The organism is Streptomyces vulcanius, assembly GCF_042653945.1.
GTDB lineage: Bacteria > Actinomycetota > Actinomycetes > Streptomycetales > Streptomycetaceae > Streptomyces > Streptomyces mangrovi.
In genome coordinates, this window is the sequence record NZ_JBHSFK010000050.1 from 29,914 (window position 1) to 46,190 (window position 16,277).

A 16,277-nucleotide genomic window follows, 5' to 3' on the forward strand; every position below is an offset into this window, starting at 1 on the left:
TGGTTCTCCCTGCTCAGGTGGTGGGTCGAGACGCTACCGGGCTGGTCGTGGTGACCAAGGCATGCCTGCGTCGTACGGAGCGGCGTGGGTCGAGCGAGATGCCTCGGCCTCCGAAGAAGGCGTCGAAGCGGTCCGGGGGCAGCGCCGCTGCGCGGGACTCGGGGGTGTGACCGCTGGGGTTGCGGAAGTGGATCCGCCCATCTCGGTATCCGATGGCGAGGACGAGGTGTCCGCCCTTGCGCTCCGGGTCCGCTTCGGGCTTGCGGATTTCCTTGGACACGGACGTCATCACCATGTGGCCGGTGCCCAGGAGGGCGAGGAGGCCGTCCATGTCGAGGTTGCCCTGAACGGCCGCGTCGAGGTCGTGCGTCTGCTGCACGTAGTCGACGAACGGCGCGTAGATCAGGCCCTTGATGTCATTACCCGTCCGGACGTACGCGCCGTGGTGCCGCGCGCCCTGAAGGAGGGCGAACAGGTTGGGCGCGTAGCCCTTGTGGTGCAGCAGGACCATGCGCAGGCAGGCCACCCCGCACATGTGCCGACACCAGCGGGCGTAGATGTGTTGGGACGGTGCGCCGGTGGTTTTCCAGGCAGGATCGGCGCCCGGGTCGTGCCCCTCGTAGGCGATACCGCCGATCAGGTCGGCGGTGGCGTACTGGGTGACGATCCCGACCGGCTCGTGGAAGGAGCTAGGCGGGGACGTTTCGGTGCAGCACGGCGGCGGCATGGGCCGGTGCCTCCATTCTGGTCATCGCGTGGTCGAGTTGGGTTCTGTAGGTGTTCCAGTCGACGTTGCCGCCGGAGACGACGACGCCGATGGGGCCCGGGGGTAGATGGTCGAGGGACTGGAGCAGGCCGGCGAAGGCAACGGCTCCGGACGGTTCGACGACGAGACGGAAATGGCGGAACAGGTACGCCATTGCCGCAGCTATCGCTTCTTCCGGGACAGTGAGGACATCGGCGAGGAGTCGCTGATTGATCTCGAAGGGAATGCGGGCCGGCTCGGAGTGGCCCAAGCCGTCGGCGATGGTGACCGGCGGTGCGATGGATATGACGCGACCCACGTTCAGGGAGCGATAGGTGTCGTCGGCGGCGGCCGGCTCGACCCCGAAGACCTTCAGGCTCGGGTCGTGCCCGGTGGCTGCGACCGCGGTCCCGGCCGCGAGGCCGCCGCCCCCGACTGGTACGAGGAGCGTCGCCAGGGTCGGGACTTCTTCGAGCATCTCCCAGCCGACGGTTCCCGCTCCAGCGATGACCTGCTCATGGTTCGCCGACGGCACGATCGCCAACCCGTTCTCGTGGGCGAGCTGGTGGACCAGGGCGTCGCGCCGTCCGGAGCGCCGGTCGTACGAGACGATCTGGGCGCCGAGCTTCGTGATGGCCTGTCGCTTCACCTCGGGGATGTCCTCCGGGACGACGACCAGGGCCGACACCTGGAACAGCTGCGCTGCTCGGGCGAGGGCAGTGGCGTGATTCCCGGAGGAGGCGCCGATGACGCCCCGGCCGCGTTCCTGCGGGCCAAGGGTGGACAGCGCGTTGTACGCGCCTCGGAACTTGAAACTGCCCGTCAGTTGCTGGTTCTCGGCCTTCACCCACACGGGACGGCCGAGCTGCTCATTGAGAGCGGCCGACGTCAACATGGGCGTGCGTAAGGCCACGTTGCGAAGGGTATCGGCGGCGTTCAGGATGTGGTGGATCGAGATCATCACCGCCCCCCTCACGGCCGGGCGCGACGGTCAGTGGCCGCGCCACGCAGGATGTGGGTGAGGAGCAGTTCGTAGGAGATCCCGTCGGCCTGCGCCATGCGGGCGAGGTTCCCGCCCTTCGACAGGCCCGGCAGGGTGTTGACCTCCAGCCACCAGGACAGGCCGTCGTCGCCGACGACGAAGTCGTGCCGCGAGTACGAGTGGCAGTGCAGGGCACGGTGAGCGGTCACCGCCTGGTCCTGTAATGCATTCATCGTCTCGGGGCTCACCCGGGCCGGAACGTGGTAGTCGCAGTCGGCGGTGCCCCGCTTCGCGGCAAAGGAGTAGATACCGTTCGGCGTCACGGCCTCCAGCGGAGGCAGGACGTGCACGACTCCGGCCTGGTCCTCCAGGACACCGACGCTCACGGACCGGCCGGGGTGGAACGCCTCGGCCATCAATTCTTCCTCGGCGACGTACATGAGCGCGGAGGCGAGGCTCTCCACCGAGGTGGTGACCTGGAGCCCGATCGATCCTCCTTCGTTGGTCGGTTTCACGATCACGGGCAGGTCCAGCATCGTGCAGATGCGCGCGGCCTCGTCGTCGGCGATAGCTCTCGGCTCGATGCGGGTCCCGACGGGAACCCGTACGCCGGCGGCCGACACCACAGCCTTGGCATGGATCTTGTTCATGCCGATGGCCGAAGCCAGGACCCCCGACCCGGTGTAGGGGACGCCCAGAGTCTCCAGGAACCCTTGGAGCCGACCGTCTTCCGCGCCCCGCCCCGCTATGGCGAGGAACGCCAGCTCTTCCTCGGCCAAACTGTCGAGCATCCTCTCGCGAGGTCCAGCAAGGTCGATGACGCGGGTCTTGACCCCCATCTCGTCTAATGCCTCGGCCACCGTCCGGCCGGACAACAAGGCACGATCCCGCTCGCGGGACCACCCGCCGGTGATCACCGCAACAGGTGAACTGAGTTCGGCGGGATCGAGGGGGGTGATGATCATCAACGTCTCCGTCTCGTCACGTGGGCCTTATGGCCGTGCCCCTGCCGCCGAGACGGGGGAATGCTCGGCGGCAGGGAGTGGAAACCGCGCGGCGACGGGACCGGAGCAACAGGGCCGCCGCCGCGCGGGGTCAGAAGGCGGCGCTGAGCGCCACTTCGGGAAGTGCCTCGGCCGGCACCGGGCCAGGGCGATGCTCAGCCAGCAGCTTCCGGAGGGGGCCCGGGGGTACGAGCCGGTCTCCGCGGAGGGGCCGGAGCCAGTACGCCCCCGGAGGATCGGTGTGTGCCACGGCCGGCACGGGGAGCGTGTGGGGGCTCCCAAGGCACACGCCGTACAGGTGCGGTTCCCAGTTCGCGCTAGTGCCCGGCGGAACGAGCCAGATCAGGCACCCGTGATCGGGGTCGTCGATGACCGGACCGCAGGACTCGACTGGGCCTCCCCGTTCACGCTGGATCTCGTCCATGTGCCTCACCACGTCGAGGGCGACGCGGCTGCTCGCCGTCAAGACGACGTCGAAGAGGGCTCCGCCCAGCTGAAGTTGAGCGGAACGACCCTGCTGGAGTGCGATCAGGTTCTTGATGCGGCTGGTGAGGTCACCCATGTCGGGTTGGACGGACTCCAGCGGAGGGGTGTAGTTGGTCTCGGCGAAGCTGGGGGGCCCGGCCGGAGGAATCTCGCGGTCCGGGTCTACGCGAGGGCGGCGAGGAATTGGTGGCGGGCTCACACGTCACCTCCCCAGATGGCAGGGAGCACGGCTTGTACGGTCTTGCCGGTGACCTGACCAGCGTCGTCCGTGATGACGTCCCAGGACAGGCGTCCTCGGTAGTGGAGGGCCCACTCCAGCCCGGTGCGGGGAGGGCCGCCGGCAAGGTCCCGGCTCACGGCCTGGTCGAAGTCCGGGAATTCGGGGTTGGCGTCGTCCACCTCGATGGCGAGTTCATCCTCTTCGGGGAGGACGATCAGCCGGATCGGGAACTTGTCGTCGTCGAAGGACTTTCCGTGCTTGACGGCGTTGTCCATCAGCTTGTCGGCGACCCGGGAGGCTTGGTCGACGTTGCCGCGCCAGTTCGCGATGGTGAGCTGTGTCCGCGTGCGCAACCGGGCGTTGGGGCCAGCTGCCTCGTTCGCCTGCAACCGGGTGTCCCAGGTGAACGGCGGTTCCTGCTCGGGTTCCAGGGGCAGGAGGGTCACCGTGGCGAGTACCGGGTGTCTGTCCTGAGCGCGCTCGTCGACGGTTACTCGCGGCGGGGGCGCGGATAGTTGAGGTGCTGCCGCTTCGACTGCGGTGTGGACCGTGGGTTGGTGCGGCGGATTCACTGGGAGGGCTCCCTGATTCACAAGGTGTGTTCCGTACACCCAGAAAACCGCCGGACGGCCATGGTCGGGATGCCGTATGGGCCGGAAGTTCTCTGCAAGCACCCTGCCGTTTTGACTGTTCCTTTACTCTTGACTCTGACGTCGAGCCCTAACGTTCTGTCATGCAGGGAACACGGAACGAGGCACTTGTAGCGTGGCTGGACAATCACCGGACGACGGTGAAGGAGCTAACGTCCCTGCTCAACACTGCAATCTATGAGCTGACCGGGAAGCCCGGGTCAGTCAACGAGCGACACGTCTTCAAGCTGCTCCGCGGGGAGCACAAGTCACCCAATTCCGCTCTGAGGATGGCCCTTCAGAAGGTGACGGGTCGAACTGCCGCAGAGTTAGGCTTCGTTCCTCGGGGGAGTAAGAAGGAAAAACCCGCTCCAGCACCCGAGGATGACCCGTTGTACCGCCGCGCCCTGCTCGCCGCAGCCACCGCTGCCGGCGTCTCCCTTGCCGCGCCGCCCCTTGGAGGGCAGCGGCCCCGCCGCCTCAACGCCAACGACGTCGAGGTGTTGAAGGCTGAACTCGTAGCCTGGACAACCACTGAGAGCACGTACGGAGGCACGCCGGAACTGGAGAAGCGCGCCGAAGACCTGACCGACAAGGTGATCGGACTCCAGCAAGGGAACACCGCGTCCGCGCGGATCCGTTCCGAGCTGTATACGGTTGCTGCCGCCTTCTCCAACAGCGCTATGTGGGCTGCCATCGACGGCCAGCGCTTTGGGCCAGCCGAGTACCACCTGGACAGGACCATCCGCCTCGCTGGCCTATCCGGCGACCCGGCCACCGAGTTCCGCGTGTGGGGCCACGCCAGCATTCTCTTCCGGCACCTCGACCGCCCCACCGACGCATTGGCCGCAGCCGAGAGGGCTCAGGCGTCCGCCATCGCCCGGCGCGACCCATTGTTCTCCTCACTTGCGATGTCTCGCCTAGCGGTCAACCATGCCAAGTTCGGCGACGACAGGAGCGCCATGCGCTATGTGGACCTGGCGCAGAAGGCGCTGGACCGTGCCGATCCGAACAGGCACCGCCCGAGCTGGGTCGGCTTCTACGATCAAGCCGAGCTTGACCACCTCGCGATGGTCACGCGCATGCAGTTGGGGCAGTGGGCTGCCGCCGAGCGACATGCACACCGCAGCCTCGCGTACTTGCGGCCGGACCTCAAGCGCAACAGCGCACTCGTGCACGCGCATCTTGCCGTTGCGCAACTTGGCCAAAGGGACCTGGAACAGGCGATCGGCACCGCTCAGAACATCCCCGAGGGCATGATGAGGCACGCCCGCGTCCGCGGTCTCCTGGATGGCTTCACCGAGCAGGTCATCGTCCTGGCCCCCCGTAATTCCGAGGTCCGCGACTGGCGGGCCCGCTACCGAACGGTGGTCGAATGACTGACGCTGACTCCCTGATACTGCTCCGCACCAGCGACGTGGAGAAGTACCGCCAGGTCTTCCTCGATGTCCACGTGGAAGTCCGAACCCAGTTCGGGTTGATGGACAGCCCGTTCAACGCCGTAAACCGGTTCGACGAGCGTCTGACCAACTATGCCTCCCGAGAGGGCTGGCAAGCCGTCATCGCCTTCAAGGGTGATGAGCCTGCCGGCTACATCTTCGGAGGGCCGCTCGCTGCCGGATCACTGTGGTGGTCCTCTATGCGGCAGCCCCTGCCGGACAGCTTCACACGGGAAACAGGCAGCCGCACGTTCGCCGTACAGGAAGTCCTCGTTCGCGAGGCGTATCGCGCCACCGCGGGCGCAGGAGCCTCCCGCATGTTGCACGAGCATCTTCTCACCGAACGCAACGAGGAACGCGCGACGCTCCTGGTCGACCCCACCCGCTCCGACGGGCGGCTGAAAGCGGTGTACGAGTCCTGGGGATATCGAGACGTCGGCAAGCAACAGCCCTTTGCCGACTCGCCCGTTTTCGCCACGATGCTCCGGGACCCACTTCACCAGTAGCAATAGGAGCTTAGTCCCGAGGGGAAGGCCGGGGCTCGCATCAATACCCCCCGAGTCGAAAGCTCAGGGCATAGATCCGGGGGGGCTGGATCTCCTTGTAGTCCGTCGTCACGACCAGGTCGTGGAGACGGAGTGGGCCAGCCACATCGTAGGGAACGCTGATCATGAACTTCCGGCCGCCAGGGACCACCTCGTGCACGGAGTAGAGGAACGGCTCGTCGAGGTCGGGATCCGTGCCGGCCGGCAGGTCGACGCTCAAGGACCCGTTGACCACCTTCAGCCGGCGGGCGTTGGGGACGACCAGGTCCCCTGTGGCCTTGTCGCGGTAGCGCCGGTCGGCCTGGATGAGCACGCTGCCGGGCAGTGGCTGGCCGCCCTCGGCCATGTAGGTCGCCGTGACGGTCTGGACGGCGACATCGGCGGGGAAGGGTGCCGGCGGATTGGCAGCCGGATATCCGGGGCCGGGAAGCTGGTTCTGGCTGGTCCAGCCGGGGATGTTGTAGGGGTCATTGGGGTCGCTGGAGTGGTAGTTGGGGTCGATCGTCACGCTGGCTCCTTACGCGGCCCTGGAGTAGAAGAAGTTCGACTCCTCCTGAACCTCCGGCATGGACAGGTCCGCAGTCATGTAGACCGCGTTCGCGAGGCTGTCGACGTAGTCGTCGTGGGCGCCGGCCTCTTCGGGCGCGTGCACGATCACGTTTGGGCCCTGGAAGTCGAGTTCGGCGTCTTCCATCTGCGTGCGGAACCGCTGGAAGACCTTGGTCCGACGGACCTTGGAGTGTGCGGGCCAGGAGAGGTTGTGGGTGCGCATCAGTTCCATGAGGTGCTTCCAGCGCTTGGACTGGGCACCGCGGTCTGAGGGGAGGTCGATGATGTCGATGCCGGGCATGAGGACGCGTAGCCGGCTGGCGACGACATCGCCGATGCCACCGGCGTCGATCCCGATCGCGAGCACGTTGTACGAGGCCAACCAGTCCACGATGCGGTAGTACTGCTCCTCCCACCCGAGTCCGCTGAGGTCGAGCCAGCTGAGGACCCGGTGCTCGTACTGGCCGAACTCGTCCGGGTAGTCCCAGTTCACCCACACGACGGTGACGATGGTGCTGTCCTGCTTGCGGGCGGGGTCGATACCGACGATGACCGGGGTCCTGTGCCAGGCCGGCACGGTCTGCATCGACCGATCCCCCAGCTCATCCATGCGCTCGGAGGTCGTGAACATGCCCCTGTCGAGCAGCCACTGGAGCCTGTACGAGAGACGGAACTCGTCGGAGTCCTCCCCCATGGTCAACATCTCGCCGCGGATGTAGACGCCGTAGTCCGGGTGCGCCTTCGCGACGTCCTTCCAAGTTGCCTCGTAGTGGTTCAGCCGGGCGCCCCGGTTTGTCGCGCGCCGCTTGTTCTGCTGAATGATCTTGTAAAAGATGCCCTTGGTGTACGTCGGCGTGCCCGTGAGGATCATGGAGCCTCGGGTGGAGGCAAGCATGGGGCTGATCGACTTGTTGACGACCTTCTCGTCGGCGACCTGGGCCTCGTCGATCAGCACGACGTGGTAAGTGCGCCCCTCGATCTGGGCCCTGGGGTGGCAGGTCTGCTTGCGGACCAGGCTGCCGCACTTCACCAGCCGCAGCTCCTTGCCCTTGCCGACGACCTTCTCGTCGATCTCAGGGTCGGCCATCAACTCCAGGGCGCGTTCGCTGGTGAGCCTCGCGACGATGCGGCCGTAGATGTTGTCCGCCATGTCGTCCACGGGCGCGAAAGCACCGAGCCAGACACCCTCGCGGAAACGTCCGAGGAGGTTCGGGAAGAGCGGTGCCAGGCGCGGGAACATGATCAGCACTGCGGCGAGGGTATTGGCAAGGGTCTCGCTCTTGCCCGACTGCCGGGCCCAGCACGCGGTGATCTTGGCGGTGTCGCCGAGGATCAGCGACTCCAGAATTCGCCTCGCGAGCGGCACCTGGTAATCGCGTAGAGGGTGTCCCGACAACTCGTCGATGACGAGCAGCATCTTCGAGATGATGCGGTCGACGGTTTCCTGGGAGACCTCGGGATTGACAGGGAGCTGGAACTCCTCGTCTTCGTCTATTCGAGCCCCGTCTACGGCCGTCAGCGTCATCCATTACCCCACATTGCTCCATTCGGTGCAATAAGAGTAAAAAGGGGTAACTGAATTGTGTTAGTGCCGCATCAGGCAACGTTCGCCCTGCCGTGAGGCATTGCCTAGTTGCTGCGCTGGGTGGCATCGAGTCGTTGACCGGACTACCGGAGAACAGGCCGGGCGCGGTACCCGGCCGCCCTGGCCAAGTACCGCGCCCGCATCACCGGTCTCCCCCCTGCTGGGCAGGAAGGCTGGGGCCTGCTACTTGATTTCGAGCAGCCAGCCGACGGGGGAGTTGTCGACGAAGTCGCCGGCGGTCTTCTTCTCCCGGCCGATGCTGACCTTCTGGGTTCCGGGGGGAAGTTGCACGACAGCCCGGCTGTTCGCCGCGACCACGTCGATGTGTTTGACCCAGACCCAGCTCGTGCCGTCGTGGGCGGCCACGCGCAGACGCGCGTCCGCCCAGTCCGAGCCGAAGCTGAGCCACTCGCCACCCCACGTGCCGCTCTCGTTGGCCGTCGGAGTGGCGAGGAGGATGACGTGCTTGTAGTGGATGATGTTGCCGTCCTCGTTGTACGCGAAACCGTGCGGGACGTCACCGAGCTGGAACGAGGCCATGAGATCTCCCTGGCTGGTCGGGCCTGGACATCAACGACCGTAGGGGGTGCACAGCAGCTCTGAGCTGGCCCTACCGGCAAACCCCACGTACGAAGTCCACAGAGTCACAAACCCGCGCACGGTGACACAGCCCACGCTCAGTCACAACCACAAGAACGACGTCTTAGTCAGGTCCGGGAGATTGATGGCGACGAAGGCAGGCGGTTGCTGCAACAAGCACGCCGCCGACGAACGCCTCCGCGAGGTCGCGAACAGGGCGAACGTTGCCTGACGCGGCATTAGCACTTCAACGCCAGTGCGGCGCTACAGTTGCTCCACGCTGTACACACATTCCTGGGGGCGGGTAATGGGGAGAATGGACTGGGAGTCCGAGGACATCTGGGCTGGCAGAATCACAGCGGAGGCCGATGCCGTCCGCTCCGTGCCGGGCCACGGACTCACCGATCCGCAGGCGTATGCCGTCGCGGCCGGCCGCGTCGCCGAGCGACACCTGGTTCGCGCCTACCGCTTCGGCGTCTGGGGCGGCACCGTCCTCGCCGTGTACGTCGGCGCCCAGACTTGGCATGCCTCGGGAAGTTTCCGCGACTCCCTCGCGCCGTTGGCCATCACTATGCTGCTGTTCTGCGCGATCGGCTTCCGCCTGACCCGTCGCCGGCGCTGGGCCGGCTTCGACGTCGGGCCATACGCCCGTGAAGTCGAGACCTCGCTCCGCCGCGCGCAAGGCGGCGTTCACCTGCTCCGCATCTCCGCCTACATCGTGGCGGCCAGCGTGCTCTTCTACATCGTCTGCGTCTCCTGGGCGTTCCCGCTCACATAGACTCAACTGCGCAGAGCCCCGGCCCGAATCAGGTGCGGACTGGGGCTCTGTCACAGCCGCTGGCGGTCCTCCAACTCGCAGACGATGACCGCGAGGGCGACCACTCCGTCCACGGCCTCGGCGAGGGCCTCCGCGCTCGGCGTCTTGCGGTGCCGGTAGAGCGCCGCGGCAATCGTCGAGCCTGTGTTGTCGGCCGCGTCGAGCAGCTCCACGTGCGGCAGCCGCTTGACGCGCCGCTCCGCCTTCTCCAGCAACCGGTGCGCCGGCCACAGCCGCTCCAGCAGTCGTCTCAGCTTCATCAGTCCAGCCCCAGCATCTCTAGCAACTCCCACTCCTCGTCCGCGTCCTCGCTCCTGCGTGCCACCTGGCGGCGGGCCAGTTCCTCGTCAGTCATCGTGACCGGGGAGGTACGGCCTCGGGTTGCCCAGGACCGCCACCAGGGCGTGGTCCTCGCTCGGCAGCGTCTCGGTCCAGCGGCCGAATCCGATCCCTTGTCGGAAAGGGAGTCGGAATACGCGGGTCTCGCCGCGACGAAAGGGCTCCCTCATCTCCTGAGTCCAGGTCTTGTAGGTGAAAGGCCAGCCCCTGAGTGTGGGAACGTGGCGCACAAAGCAACGAAGTATCATGCGCCGCACGGTAATGAGGATCTCCGGATTGTGTTAACGGATGCGCCGGTAGGGGTGGCCTTCAAGGGCCTTGTTGATGATGTTCCTGCCCTCAGATCCGGTACGGCGCACGTTCTTCCATACGTTCGGGGAGACGCGGTAGTACTCGTAGATGGGACCGCCGGGCTTCCCGCGTCCGTCCTCACCGTTGCGGAATTCGACACGAAGGGTGTGGGACTTCGAGTCGTAGCCGGCGGAGACGGTGCGCGGCCGGTCACGGTTGATGGTGTGGTTCGGCCAGGTGCTGAACGTCAGCAGCTTGTCGGTGTCGCCAGTCTGCTCGAACTCCTGAAGCGCCGCACGGGTCTTGGGGCGCATGTCCCGCTGGTCGTACGCCTGGAACCGGTCGACCTGTCTCTTGGAGTAGCGGCCACCGCCCAGTGCCGGCTCGGGCAACGCCCTGACCGGCGGCGGCTTCCAGCCCTTATTGGGCATCCTTGCCTCCAGGGTTCTGCACGGTCCATCCGACGGGGTGCTCGTTGCCTTCGGGGTCGATGTCGACGCCCGGCTTGTGCGGGCAGAACCGGCCGGCCTGAACGTGCTTGCCCTGCCGCCACACGCACGTGGACACCTGCATCACAGCCTCCCGGCGGCTCTTGCGCAGTCCCTGCACAGGTGGATCTGGCTGTGGGCTCCGCCGCTGGTGGTGCTCAGGGCTGCGCCGCGACTGGGGTGGTTGTCGCAGTAGTTGCGCGGCTCGTCATCGTCAGTGGCTCTGGTGCCCTTCCGGGTGGTGGTGGTCATGCTGCTCCCTGGTTGTTCACGATCTGGGACTCGACGCGGTCGGTGAAGCGTTGGGCGTCGTTGGAGGCGTGGCGTGCCCTGATGGCGGTGAGGCGCAGTGAGATCGCTGCCTTGTGCATGCGTGCTGAGGCGTCTGTGATGTCGATCGTGTTGTGCTGGGGACGCTTGGTGCTCCAGAGGGCCACGGTCGCCCCTTTCAGCCGTCTCGGCGGGGTTCGGCCAGTGTGGTGACGATGCGGTCCATCACGTCCGTGACGCGGCTTGTCGCCGTGACCATCTCCTGCGCGGTCGTCGTCATCGACTCGGCCAGGGGGATGACCTGCTCCACGAGATCCCGCAGTCTCGCGTTTTCTTCGACCTCCCGCCGATATGTCTTTCCGGGAACGACGACTTCGCTGACGAAGATCGCGAAGACAAACGCGGCGAGCGGCCCGAGAATGAGCGGGTTGTCGAAAGTGACACCGCTTCCGTCTGGGGCCGCTGCCGCGATCAGGTGGTGAAGCATTCAGACCGCCTTCAGCGTCAAGGACTCACGTCTTCAATGCTAAGCAGGCGTATTCACATTGTGTTATCCGGCGATCTGCTGGGAGAGATAGTGGGTGAGGATATCGACACCGACCAGTGTCATGTCGGCCGACCGGTAATTCGGTCCCTTCAAAACCTTCCCGTCCTCCCGGAGCACAGGTCGGCCGTCGTCCCCCAGCTTCGACATGTTGCTGGCGTGGACCTCCGCGAACGCTTGGCCGAGCGGGATGCCCAGCAGTTCGGCGCTCCCGAAGACCACGTAGAGCAGGTCGGCCAGCTCCTTGGCGAGGTGCTCGAACCTCTGCACCGGGAAGCCGGGGTTGCCGACGCTGCCCTTCGCCGCGTTCAGGGCCTCGATCACCTCGTGGAACTCCTCGGTGATGAGCGTGGTGCGCCGCTCCAGCAGGGAGCGCAGGTTGTCGGGGTTGACGATGCGGTTGTCGACGTCGAACGCAAGGTGGAACTGGGCGACCGCGCCCTCGAAGTCGACCAGGGCGGTGCCCGATTCAGCCATTGCGTGTCTCCTTGTTCTTCTGCCGTCGCAGGAAGGCGCCGAGCGCATCGTGCAGTTCGCTTACTTCGTCTCCGGACATCGGAGCGGAGCAGTCGCAGCCGTGTATCCAGACGCCGCCTTTCTCGCTGACGACGACGCCCAGGTGGCCGGACTGAACACCTAGGGTCTCGCCGCTGACGAGCCGTTCCATTGCGCTAGGCGGCATCGGCCACCACCTGGGGCGCGGGGATGATGGGCCAGGACCCGTTGACCACGGCGTTGGGGTTCTTGGTCCGGCGGAGCCAGGTCTGGTAGCCGGCGGACTGGGCGGCGAACCACAGCGTCTGCTGCCCGTGCAACACGCCCAAGTCCTGGCCGAACACCTCGTGGTGGTGGGTGCTCCGGTTCCACGCACGGTCGTCCTCGGCGCAGCGCAGGATCTGCTGAGTGACCTGTACGGCGGCCAGGGCGTCGGCGTCGGCCTCGTGCGCGCTGTCCAGCGTGACGCCGTAGTACTCGGCGAGGCTCTCCAGCGTTCGCTTGCCGGGCCGGAACGGGTCGACGCGGCGGTCCAGGACGTAGGGGTCGAGGACGATGCCGTCCTTGGCGTCGGCGAGCATCTCGGTGATCGGGGTGACGTCGTAGCGTCGGCATTCTCGGTCGAGCAGCGTCAGGTCATAGGGCGCGTTCATGATGACCAGCGGGATGCCGTTGGCCAGGACGCCCCATATTTGACCGGCGATCTGCGCTGCGGCCCGGATCGCGTTCACGCCCTCCCGCTGCGCCATCTTGGTCGTGATGCCGTGGACCCTGGTGGCTCCCTCGGGGATCGGGATGCCCGGGTCCACGAGCCATTTCCGTGAGCGCCGGGGGGCGCCGTGCAGGACCTCGACCATGGCGGCTGTCACGATGCGGTCGTTCTCGACGTCGACTCCCGTGGTTTCCAGGTCGAAGCCGACGAAGGTGTCGGGCAACTGGTTCACGCCGCCTCCTGTACGACCGTCGCCTCGTGGGTGGTGTTGTCCAGGAGGGTGGTGATCAGGCCGTTGGCCACACCACGTTCCACGCCGGACAGCTGGCGGGCGCTGGACCGCAGCTCGTCGATGACCATGCCCCGGTACATCGGCAGAACGGTGCTCAGCACGGCGCGGGCCGCGACGTCCGGGAGTCCGGTCGCGCGCACGAGGCGGTGCGGTACGTCGGCCATCGGTAGCGGGCTGGGCTCACGGAGGAGTTCGCGATAGGCGTCGATGAGTGCCGGCATCGCCGTGCGGGCCACGAGGTAGAAGGTGAGGTCGTCTCCCTCTTCGTCGTCGAACAACTCCAAGCCGTGGAACTGTCTCATGCCGTTCGCGGCCAGTCGGCCGCCGTACAGGGGGCCCGTGGCGTCGCAGACACCCTGGAGGAAGTCGAGGTCGGACTCGGCGAGTCGCTCCAGCGGCTCCTCGGGGTGCGGGGTACGGCAGTCGGCGCACGAGACGTTGCCGTACTGTGTCCGCTCCCAGATGTGGTGTTCGGACGGGTCGTCGATGGCCTTGGCGGGGCACTTACCCGACGGCGGGTAGTCATCCCGGAAGAGACGGACCTCGTCCGGCGTGACCTCTGGCATGCTTGCTCCTCTCATGGATCAGGCGGCGACGAGTTCCGCGGCGGCAAGCACCTCGCGGAGGGCCTCGTCGACCAGGACCTCGACGGCCTCGTCCAGCGCTGCCTCGGCTTGGCGGCGGGCGGCGACGGCGCGCAGTTGCTCGTCCAGCGCGTAGCTCGGCGAGTTGTCGAGGTTGTTGCGTGCGCGGTCGTACCGGCGGGTGGTGCGTGGATCGGCGTGGCCGAGCAGGTCCTGGACGGCCTCCAGCGGCTTGCCGCTCTCCAGCGCGAGGGTGGCGCAGGTGTGGCGGAGGTCGTGGGTGCGGATCAACCGGATACCTGCGCGCCGGCACACCCGCTTGACCATGTCCCAGATGCCCTGCCGGGTGATGCGCCGGCCGGTGGCGGTGATGATCAGCGCTCCGCTGGTGCGGCCGTCGAGGTAGGTCTCCAGGGCCGCCCACGCGCTCGGCGGGATGACGATGGTCTGGCGACGGCCGCCCTTGCGGATGATGCAGAGGACCTTGTGTCCACGCTCCTCGCCCAGGTCCTCGATGTCGGCGTTGACCAGCTCGCTTACGCGCATGCCGGTCAGCAGCAGGACGTGAACTACGGCCGCACACCGAAGGCTGTACGCCTCGGCTCCGCGCAGCAGCTGCTCGGACTCCTCAAAGGTCAGGCCGGTGGCCTGCGAGATGTTCGAGACCGGCTGCCGCTTGACTAGGGCGGCGGGATTACGGAAGACGATGTCTTCCAGCTCGGGCTCGCCCATCGCGTACTTGAACAGGCCACTGACCACGGAAAGGTGCCGGTTGACCGCGCCGTTGCTGTAGTTGTCGACGAGCCAGTTCTTGAAGGCGTCCATCTGAACGCGCTTCTGGTTGAAGGGGTCCAGACCGAACTCGGCGCACCAGGTGAGGTAATGGCGTAGGTCGCGCCTGTACTCCTCGCGCGTGCGGCCGGCCTTACTCAGGAGGAAGGCGCCCGCGACAGCGATCGGCTGTATCCGACCGTTCTCCACGAGAACGAGCTGAGCGCCCATGTACGCCTTCCTTCAGTCGAGTTGGGAAGGCCCTCGGCGCTTGGTGCCCGCCAAGCAAAGAAGGCCCGGAGTGTCCCGGTCCGCGTTGCCCAACGCTCCCGGTGACTCTCCGAGCCTACTAGAGGAACAACTTGTGGCACAAGTTGTTGGAATTAAGTTTTGCCTGGTCACATGACCCAAACCTCGGTGGCACTGACTATGCGCAGCCGACTGGCGTCTCCGCCGGCCGCCTTCAGGGCCGCCGCCATCACCTCAGGCCAGACCTTCACCACGGTCTCCACCCGGCCATTGCGCGAGTTTCGCCGGCGAGCCGCCGCTCCACGCCTGATGGACCGCTCGCGTCGCGCCAACCTCTCCTCGCCGTCCAATCGGTGCCACGCATCCGCACTGTGGCGAACCGTCCGGTCGAACGCGGAGGACTGTTCTGTGAAGTACTCACCCATCCGCTGCGCTCCTTGCGTCTCGCTGAAAAGCAAGAGGGGCTGGCCTCGGCCTTCCGAGTGCACAACCCCTCTTGAGTTAGGTCATCTCCCGGCTCGGGAGGCCGCGCCGCGGCGACGTAGTGACGTCACTTGCTCACCGCCGGGTCGTCCGATGCGGACCGGTCGCGGTCCGCTCGCCGAAGTCGTGCGTACAGCTCCATCAGCGGTTGCGCCGGCATACCCGTCTCCGGCATCCGCGCGATCAGCCGCTTGTCCGCAGTCGACAGGCGAGCGTCGTTGTTATCGAACGCGCCGTTGAGGTAGTCGCGGACCCGAGAAGGCGTGACGTCCTCCCACTCGTCCGCCTCAAGCGCCTCTTCGCGCCGACGGACCGTCTTGAAGAGGTCCTCCACGGCGAAGCTGAGCTTGCCCTTGTCCTGGAGCGCCTCCACCAACTCCCGCTCCTGCGAACTCTGGAGCAGGTCGTCGCGACCCTTGAGAACATCCCGCAGGTAGGAGCGGATCTCCGCCGTAGTGAAAAGGTTGCCCGCGTGATCCTCGAACAGCTTCTCCAGCGCGACTTTCGCCGCCTGGGCGCGGTCGAAGAACGGGGCGTTGTACGCGAACCACTCCTTCTTGTGCTCACCACACAAGAGGAGATCGAGGGCCTTGGCCCCATTGATCTGGACATGAAGCGGGCGTCCCGGAACCGGCTGGCCGCAGTTGATCTCACGGCCGGCGTCGTCATGGCCAACTAGCCGGTTGCACCGCGCGACTGGCTGATCCGCCATGGCGCTCCTTCCCTACCGCCCACCCTCAACGGGCGGCGCAAGCTCCTACAAGACGACCCGCCCTGGCGGATCCAACTCAACACGTTGCAGTGTTGGCGGCAACTATAGACCAGGAGTTGGTCATCTTGTTGGCCTACTTGTACATCAAGCGGCAGGCGTGAGTCACAAACCACTCACGTGTTCGAATTTCGAATCGAACGCGTCAACATCGTCTCCCCCGTCGTCAGATTCACCGACCACCGCAGCACCCCACGCTCGATAGCCTGCTCGATAGCCATGTCGGCCTCCAGCCCATACAGATCCGGTAGCGCGCCGCCATGGGGAACATCCTCGTCGAGGTCCAGTAACGGCGCCCCTCGATTGAACTCCTCCACTCTCAGGACCGGGATCGCTCCCGTGTCCTCCACCCCGGCAACGATTGCCATGGCGCACACTCCCCGATTCCCAGACCCCCCACAGGGTCAGCA

Annotated in this window: 24 protein-coding genes; 3 read left to right on the top strand and 21 right to left on the bottom strand. The window is 66.2% G+C overall.

From position 1 onward, the window contains the following. Positions 1-13 precede the first annotated feature (13 nt). The 4 genes from ACFPIH_RS47535 to ACFPIH_RS47550 form a co-directional block, all read right to left on the bottom strand. Positions 14-727, bottom strand: coding sequence for a C39 family peptidase (locus ACFPIH_RS47535; RefSeq protein WP_381177402.1), 714 nt, complete (start codon positions 725-727; stop codon positions 14-16). Then, positions 690-1,658: a threonine ammonia-lyase gene (locus tag ACFPIH_RS47540; RefSeq protein WP_381177405.1), complete on the bottom strand. Its 969-nt coding sequence runs from the start codon at positions 1,656-1,658 to the stop codon at positions 690-692. The genes ACFPIH_RS47535 and ACFPIH_RS47540 overlap by 38 nt, the downstream gene beginning before the upstream one ends. 59 nt (positions 1,659-1,717) lie before the next feature. Then, entirely contained in the window at positions 1,718-2,692 is a 975-nt protein-coding gene (locus ACFPIH_RS47545; protein WP_381177407.1) for a D-alanine--D-alanine ligase family protein, read from the bottom strand. 720 nt (positions 2,693-3,412) lie between these two features. Continuing rightward, on the bottom strand, positions 3,413-3,883 hold the full coding sequence (locus ACFPIH_RS47550) for a hypothetical protein (RefSeq protein ID WP_381177410.1): 471 nt from the start codon (positions 3,881-3,883) through the stop codon (positions 3,413-3,415). Positions 3,884-4,170: 287 nt separating this feature from the next. Between ACFPIH_RS47550 and ACFPIH_RS47555 the strand changes: the two genes are divergently transcribed. Continuing rightward, positions 4,171-5,445 (top strand): Tat pathway signal protein, encoded by a 1,275-nt coding sequence (locus ACFPIH_RS47555; RefSeq protein ID WP_381177413.1) that lies wholly within the window; start codon positions 4,171-4,173, stop codon positions 5,443-5,445. Next, positions 5,442-6,011 (top strand): N-acetyltransferase, encoded by a 570-nt coding sequence (locus tag ACFPIH_RS47560; protein WP_381177415.1) that lies wholly within the window; start codon positions 5,442-5,444, stop codon positions 6,009-6,011. Before ACFPIH_RS47555 ends, ACFPIH_RS47560 begins: the two co-directional genes overlap by 4 nt. Positions 6,012-6,051: 40 nt before the next feature. Here ACFPIH_RS47560 and ACFPIH_RS47565 read toward each other — a convergent pair whose 3' ends face one another. The 3 genes from ACFPIH_RS47565 to ACFPIH_RS47575 form a co-directional block, all read right to left on the bottom strand. Further along, the gene (locus tag ACFPIH_RS47565; protein WP_381177418.1) at positions 6,052-6,558 is read right to left on the bottom strand and encodes a hypothetical protein; all 507 of its coding nucleotides are present in this window, start codon (positions 6,556-6,558) and stop codon (positions 6,052-6,054) included. A gap of 9 nt (positions 6,559-6,567) precedes the next feature. Further along, a complete protein-coding gene (locus tag ACFPIH_RS47570; protein ID WP_381177420.1) occupies positions 6,568-8,124 on the bottom strand; it encodes a phage terminase large subunit family protein in 1,557 nt (518 codons plus the stop codon). A 243-nt stretch (positions 8,125-8,367) separates the two neighbouring features. Beyond that, positions 8,368-8,724, bottom strand: a complete 357-nt coding sequence (locus ACFPIH_RS47575; protein WP_381177422.1) for a hypothetical protein — start codon at positions 8,722-8,724, stop codon at positions 8,368-8,370. 355 nt (positions 8,725-9,079) lie between these two features. Here ACFPIH_RS47575 and ACFPIH_RS47580 point away from each other — a divergent pair, with 355 nt between their 5' ends. After that, the gene (locus ACFPIH_RS47580) at positions 9,080-9,541 is read left to right on the top strand and encodes a hypothetical protein (protein ID WP_381177425.1); all 462 of its coding nucleotides are present in this window, start codon (positions 9,080-9,082) and stop codon (positions 9,539-9,541) included. Positions 9,542-9,591: 50 nt separating this feature from the next. Here the strand turns inward: ACFPIH_RS47580 and ACFPIH_RS47585 are convergent, their stop codons facing one another. From ACFPIH_RS47585 to ACFPIH_RS47650, 14 genes are all read right to left on the bottom strand, one after another. Then, positions 9,592-9,840, bottom strand: coding sequence for a hypothetical protein (locus ACFPIH_RS47585; protein WP_381177428.1), 249 nt, complete (start codon positions 9,838-9,840; stop codon positions 9,592-9,594). Positions 9,841-10,200: 360 nt separating this feature from the next. Then, positions 10,201-10,641: a KTSC domain-containing protein gene (locus ACFPIH_RS47590; RefSeq protein WP_381177431.1), complete on the bottom strand. Its 441-nt coding sequence runs from the start codon at positions 10,639-10,641 to the stop codon at positions 10,201-10,203. Continuing rightward, complete coding sequence (locus tag ACFPIH_RS47595; RefSeq protein WP_381177434.1) at positions 10,631-10,783, bottom strand: hypothetical protein; 153 nt, start codon at positions 10,781-10,783, stop codon at positions 10,631-10,633. Before ACFPIH_RS47595 ends, ACFPIH_RS47590 begins: the two co-directional genes overlap by 11 nt. Continuing rightward, positions 10,783-10,950, bottom strand: coding sequence for a hypothetical protein (locus tag ACFPIH_RS47600; protein WP_381177436.1), 168 nt, complete (start codon positions 10,948-10,950; stop codon positions 10,783-10,785). The genes ACFPIH_RS47595 and ACFPIH_RS47600 overlap by 1 nt, the downstream gene beginning before the upstream one ends. Continuing rightward, positions 10,947-11,135, bottom strand: coding sequence for a hypothetical protein (locus ACFPIH_RS47605; RefSeq protein WP_381177439.1), 189 nt, complete (start codon positions 11,133-11,135; stop codon positions 10,947-10,949). Before ACFPIH_RS47605 ends, ACFPIH_RS47600 begins: the two co-directional genes overlap by 4 nt. Positions 11,136-11,146: 11 nt before the next feature. Further along, positions 11,147-11,455 carry a hypothetical protein gene (locus tag ACFPIH_RS47610; RefSeq protein ID WP_381177442.1) on the bottom strand — a complete coding sequence of 103 codons (309 nt, stop codon included), beginning with the start codon at positions 11,453-11,455 and terminating at the stop codon, positions 11,147-11,149. Positions 11,456-11,518: 63 nt separating this feature from the next. Further along, on the bottom strand, positions 11,519-11,989 hold the full coding sequence (locus ACFPIH_RS47615; protein ID WP_381177444.1) for a pyrophosphohydrolase domain-containing protein: 471 nt from the start codon (positions 11,987-11,989) through the stop codon (positions 11,519-11,521). Then, positions 11,982-12,179 (bottom strand): hypothetical protein, encoded by a 198-nt coding sequence (locus ACFPIH_RS47620; protein WP_381177447.1) that lies wholly within the window; start codon positions 12,177-12,179, stop codon positions 11,982-11,984. Before ACFPIH_RS47620 ends, ACFPIH_RS47615 begins: the two co-directional genes overlap by 8 nt. 4 nt (positions 12,180-12,183) lie before the next feature. Further along, positions 12,184-12,951 carry an exonuclease domain-containing protein gene (locus ACFPIH_RS47625; protein ID WP_381177450.1) on the bottom strand — a complete coding sequence of 256 codons (768 nt, stop codon included), beginning with the start codon at positions 12,949-12,951 and terminating at the stop codon, positions 12,184-12,186. After that, the gene (locus tag ACFPIH_RS47630; RefSeq protein WP_381177452.1) at positions 12,948-13,577 is read right to left on the bottom strand and encodes a hypothetical protein; all 630 of its coding nucleotides are present in this window, start codon (positions 13,575-13,577) and stop codon (positions 12,948-12,950) included. The genes ACFPIH_RS47625 and ACFPIH_RS47630 overlap by 4 nt, the downstream gene beginning before the upstream one ends. An 18-nt stretch (positions 13,578-13,595) precedes the next feature. Beyond that, positions 13,596-14,597, bottom strand: coding sequence for a tyrosine-type recombinase/integrase (locus ACFPIH_RS47635; RefSeq protein WP_381177455.1), 1,002 nt, complete (start codon positions 14,595-14,597; stop codon positions 13,596-13,598). A 167-nt stretch (positions 14,598-14,764) separates the two neighbouring features. Then, a complete protein-coding gene (locus tag ACFPIH_RS47640; RefSeq protein WP_381177458.1) occupies positions 14,765-15,040 on the bottom strand; it encodes a hypothetical protein in 276 nt (91 codons plus the stop codon). A gap of 125 nt (positions 15,041-15,165) precedes the next feature. After that, entirely contained in the window at positions 15,166-15,810 is a 645-nt protein-coding gene (locus ACFPIH_RS47645) for a hypothetical protein (RefSeq protein ID WP_381177461.1), read from the bottom strand. Between the two features lie 173 nt (positions 15,811-15,983). Beyond that, positions 15,984-16,235 carry a hypothetical protein gene (locus tag ACFPIH_RS47650; RefSeq protein WP_381177464.1) on the bottom strand — a complete coding sequence of 84 codons (252 nt, stop codon included), beginning with the start codon at positions 16,233-16,235 and terminating at the stop codon, positions 15,984-15,986. Positions 16,236-16,277 lie beyond the last annotated feature (42 nt).

What these genes read in the sequence shown, in the direction of transcription:
- ACFPIH_RS47585 (WP_381177428.1), bottom strand. Translation starts at nt 9,840, where the DNA reads ATGAAGCTGAGACGACTGCTGGAGCGGCTGTGGCCGGCGCACCGGTTG.
- ACFPIH_RS47640 (WP_381177458.1), bottom strand. Translation starts at nt 15,040, where the DNA reads ATGGGTGAGTACTTCACAGAACAGTCCTCCGCGTTCGACCGGACGGTT.
- ACFPIH_RS47630 (WP_381177452.1), bottom strand. Translation starts at nt 13,577, where the DNA reads ATGCCAGAGGTCACGCCGGACGAGGTCCGTCTCTTCCGGGATGACTAC.
- ACFPIH_RS47610 (WP_381177442.1), bottom strand. Translation starts at nt 11,455, where the DNA reads ATGCTTCACCACCTGATCGCGGCAGCGGCCCCAGACGGAAGCGGTGTC.
- ACFPIH_RS47575 (WP_381177422.1), bottom strand. Translation starts at nt 8,724, where the DNA reads ATGGCCTCGTTCCAGCTCGGTGACGTCCCGCACGGTTTCGCGTACAAC.
- ACFPIH_RS47635 (WP_381177455.1), bottom strand. Translation starts at nt 14,597, where the DNA reads ATGGGCGCTCAGCTCGTTCTCGTGGAGAACGGTCGGATACAGCCGATC.
- ACFPIH_RS47560 (WP_381177415.1), top strand. Translation starts at nt 5,442, where the DNA reads ATGACTGACGCTGACTCCCTGATACTGCTCCGCACCAGCGACGTGGAG.
- ACFPIH_RS47595 (WP_381177434.1), bottom strand. Translation starts at nt 10,783, where the DNA reads ATGCAGGTGTCCACGTGCGTGTGGCGGCAGGGCAAGCACGTTCAGGCC.
- ACFPIH_RS47545 (WP_381177407.1), bottom strand. Translation starts at nt 2,692, where the DNA reads ATGATCATCACCCCCCTCGATCCCGCCGAACTCAGTTCACCTGTTGCG.
- ACFPIH_RS47620 (WP_381177447.1), bottom strand. Translation starts at nt 12,179, where the DNA reads ATGGAACGGCTCGTCAGCGGCGAGACCCTAGGTGTTCAGTCCGGCCAC.
- ACFPIH_RS47590 (WP_381177431.1), bottom strand. Translation starts at nt 10,641, where the DNA reads ATGCCCAATAAGGGCTGGAAGCCGCCGCCGGTCAGGGCGTTGCCCGAG.
- ACFPIH_RS47650 (WP_381177464.1), bottom strand. Translation starts at nt 16,235, where the DNA reads ATGGCAATCGTTGCCGGGGTGGAGGACACGGGAGCGATCCCGGTCCTG.
- ACFPIH_RS47615 (WP_381177444.1), bottom strand. Translation starts at nt 11,989, where the DNA reads ATGGCTGAATCGGGCACCGCCCTGGTCGACTTCGAGGGCGCGGTCGCC.
- ACFPIH_RS47555 (WP_381177413.1), top strand. Translation starts at nt 4,171, where the DNA reads ATGCAGGGAACACGGAACGAGGCACTTGTAGCGTGGCTGGACAATCAC.
- ACFPIH_RS47570 (WP_381177420.1), bottom strand. Translation starts at nt 8,124, where the DNA reads ATGACGCTGACGGCCGTAGACGGGGCTCGAATAGACGAAGACGAGGAG.
- ACFPIH_RS47600 (WP_381177436.1), bottom strand. Translation starts at nt 10,950, where the DNA reads ATGACCACCACCACCCGGAAGGGCACCAGAGCCACTGACGATGACGAG.
- ACFPIH_RS47535 (WP_381177402.1), bottom strand. Translation starts at nt 727, where the DNA reads ATGCCGCCGCCGTGCTGCACCGAAACGTCCCCGCCTAGCTCCTTCCAC.
- ACFPIH_RS47580 (WP_381177425.1), top strand. Translation starts at nt 9,080, where the DNA reads ATGGACTGGGAGTCCGAGGACATCTGGGCTGGCAGAATCACAGCGGAG.
- ACFPIH_RS47645 (WP_381177461.1), bottom strand. Translation starts at nt 15,810, where the DNA reads ATGGCGGATCAGCCAGTCGCGCGGTGCAACCGGCTAGTTGGCCATGAC.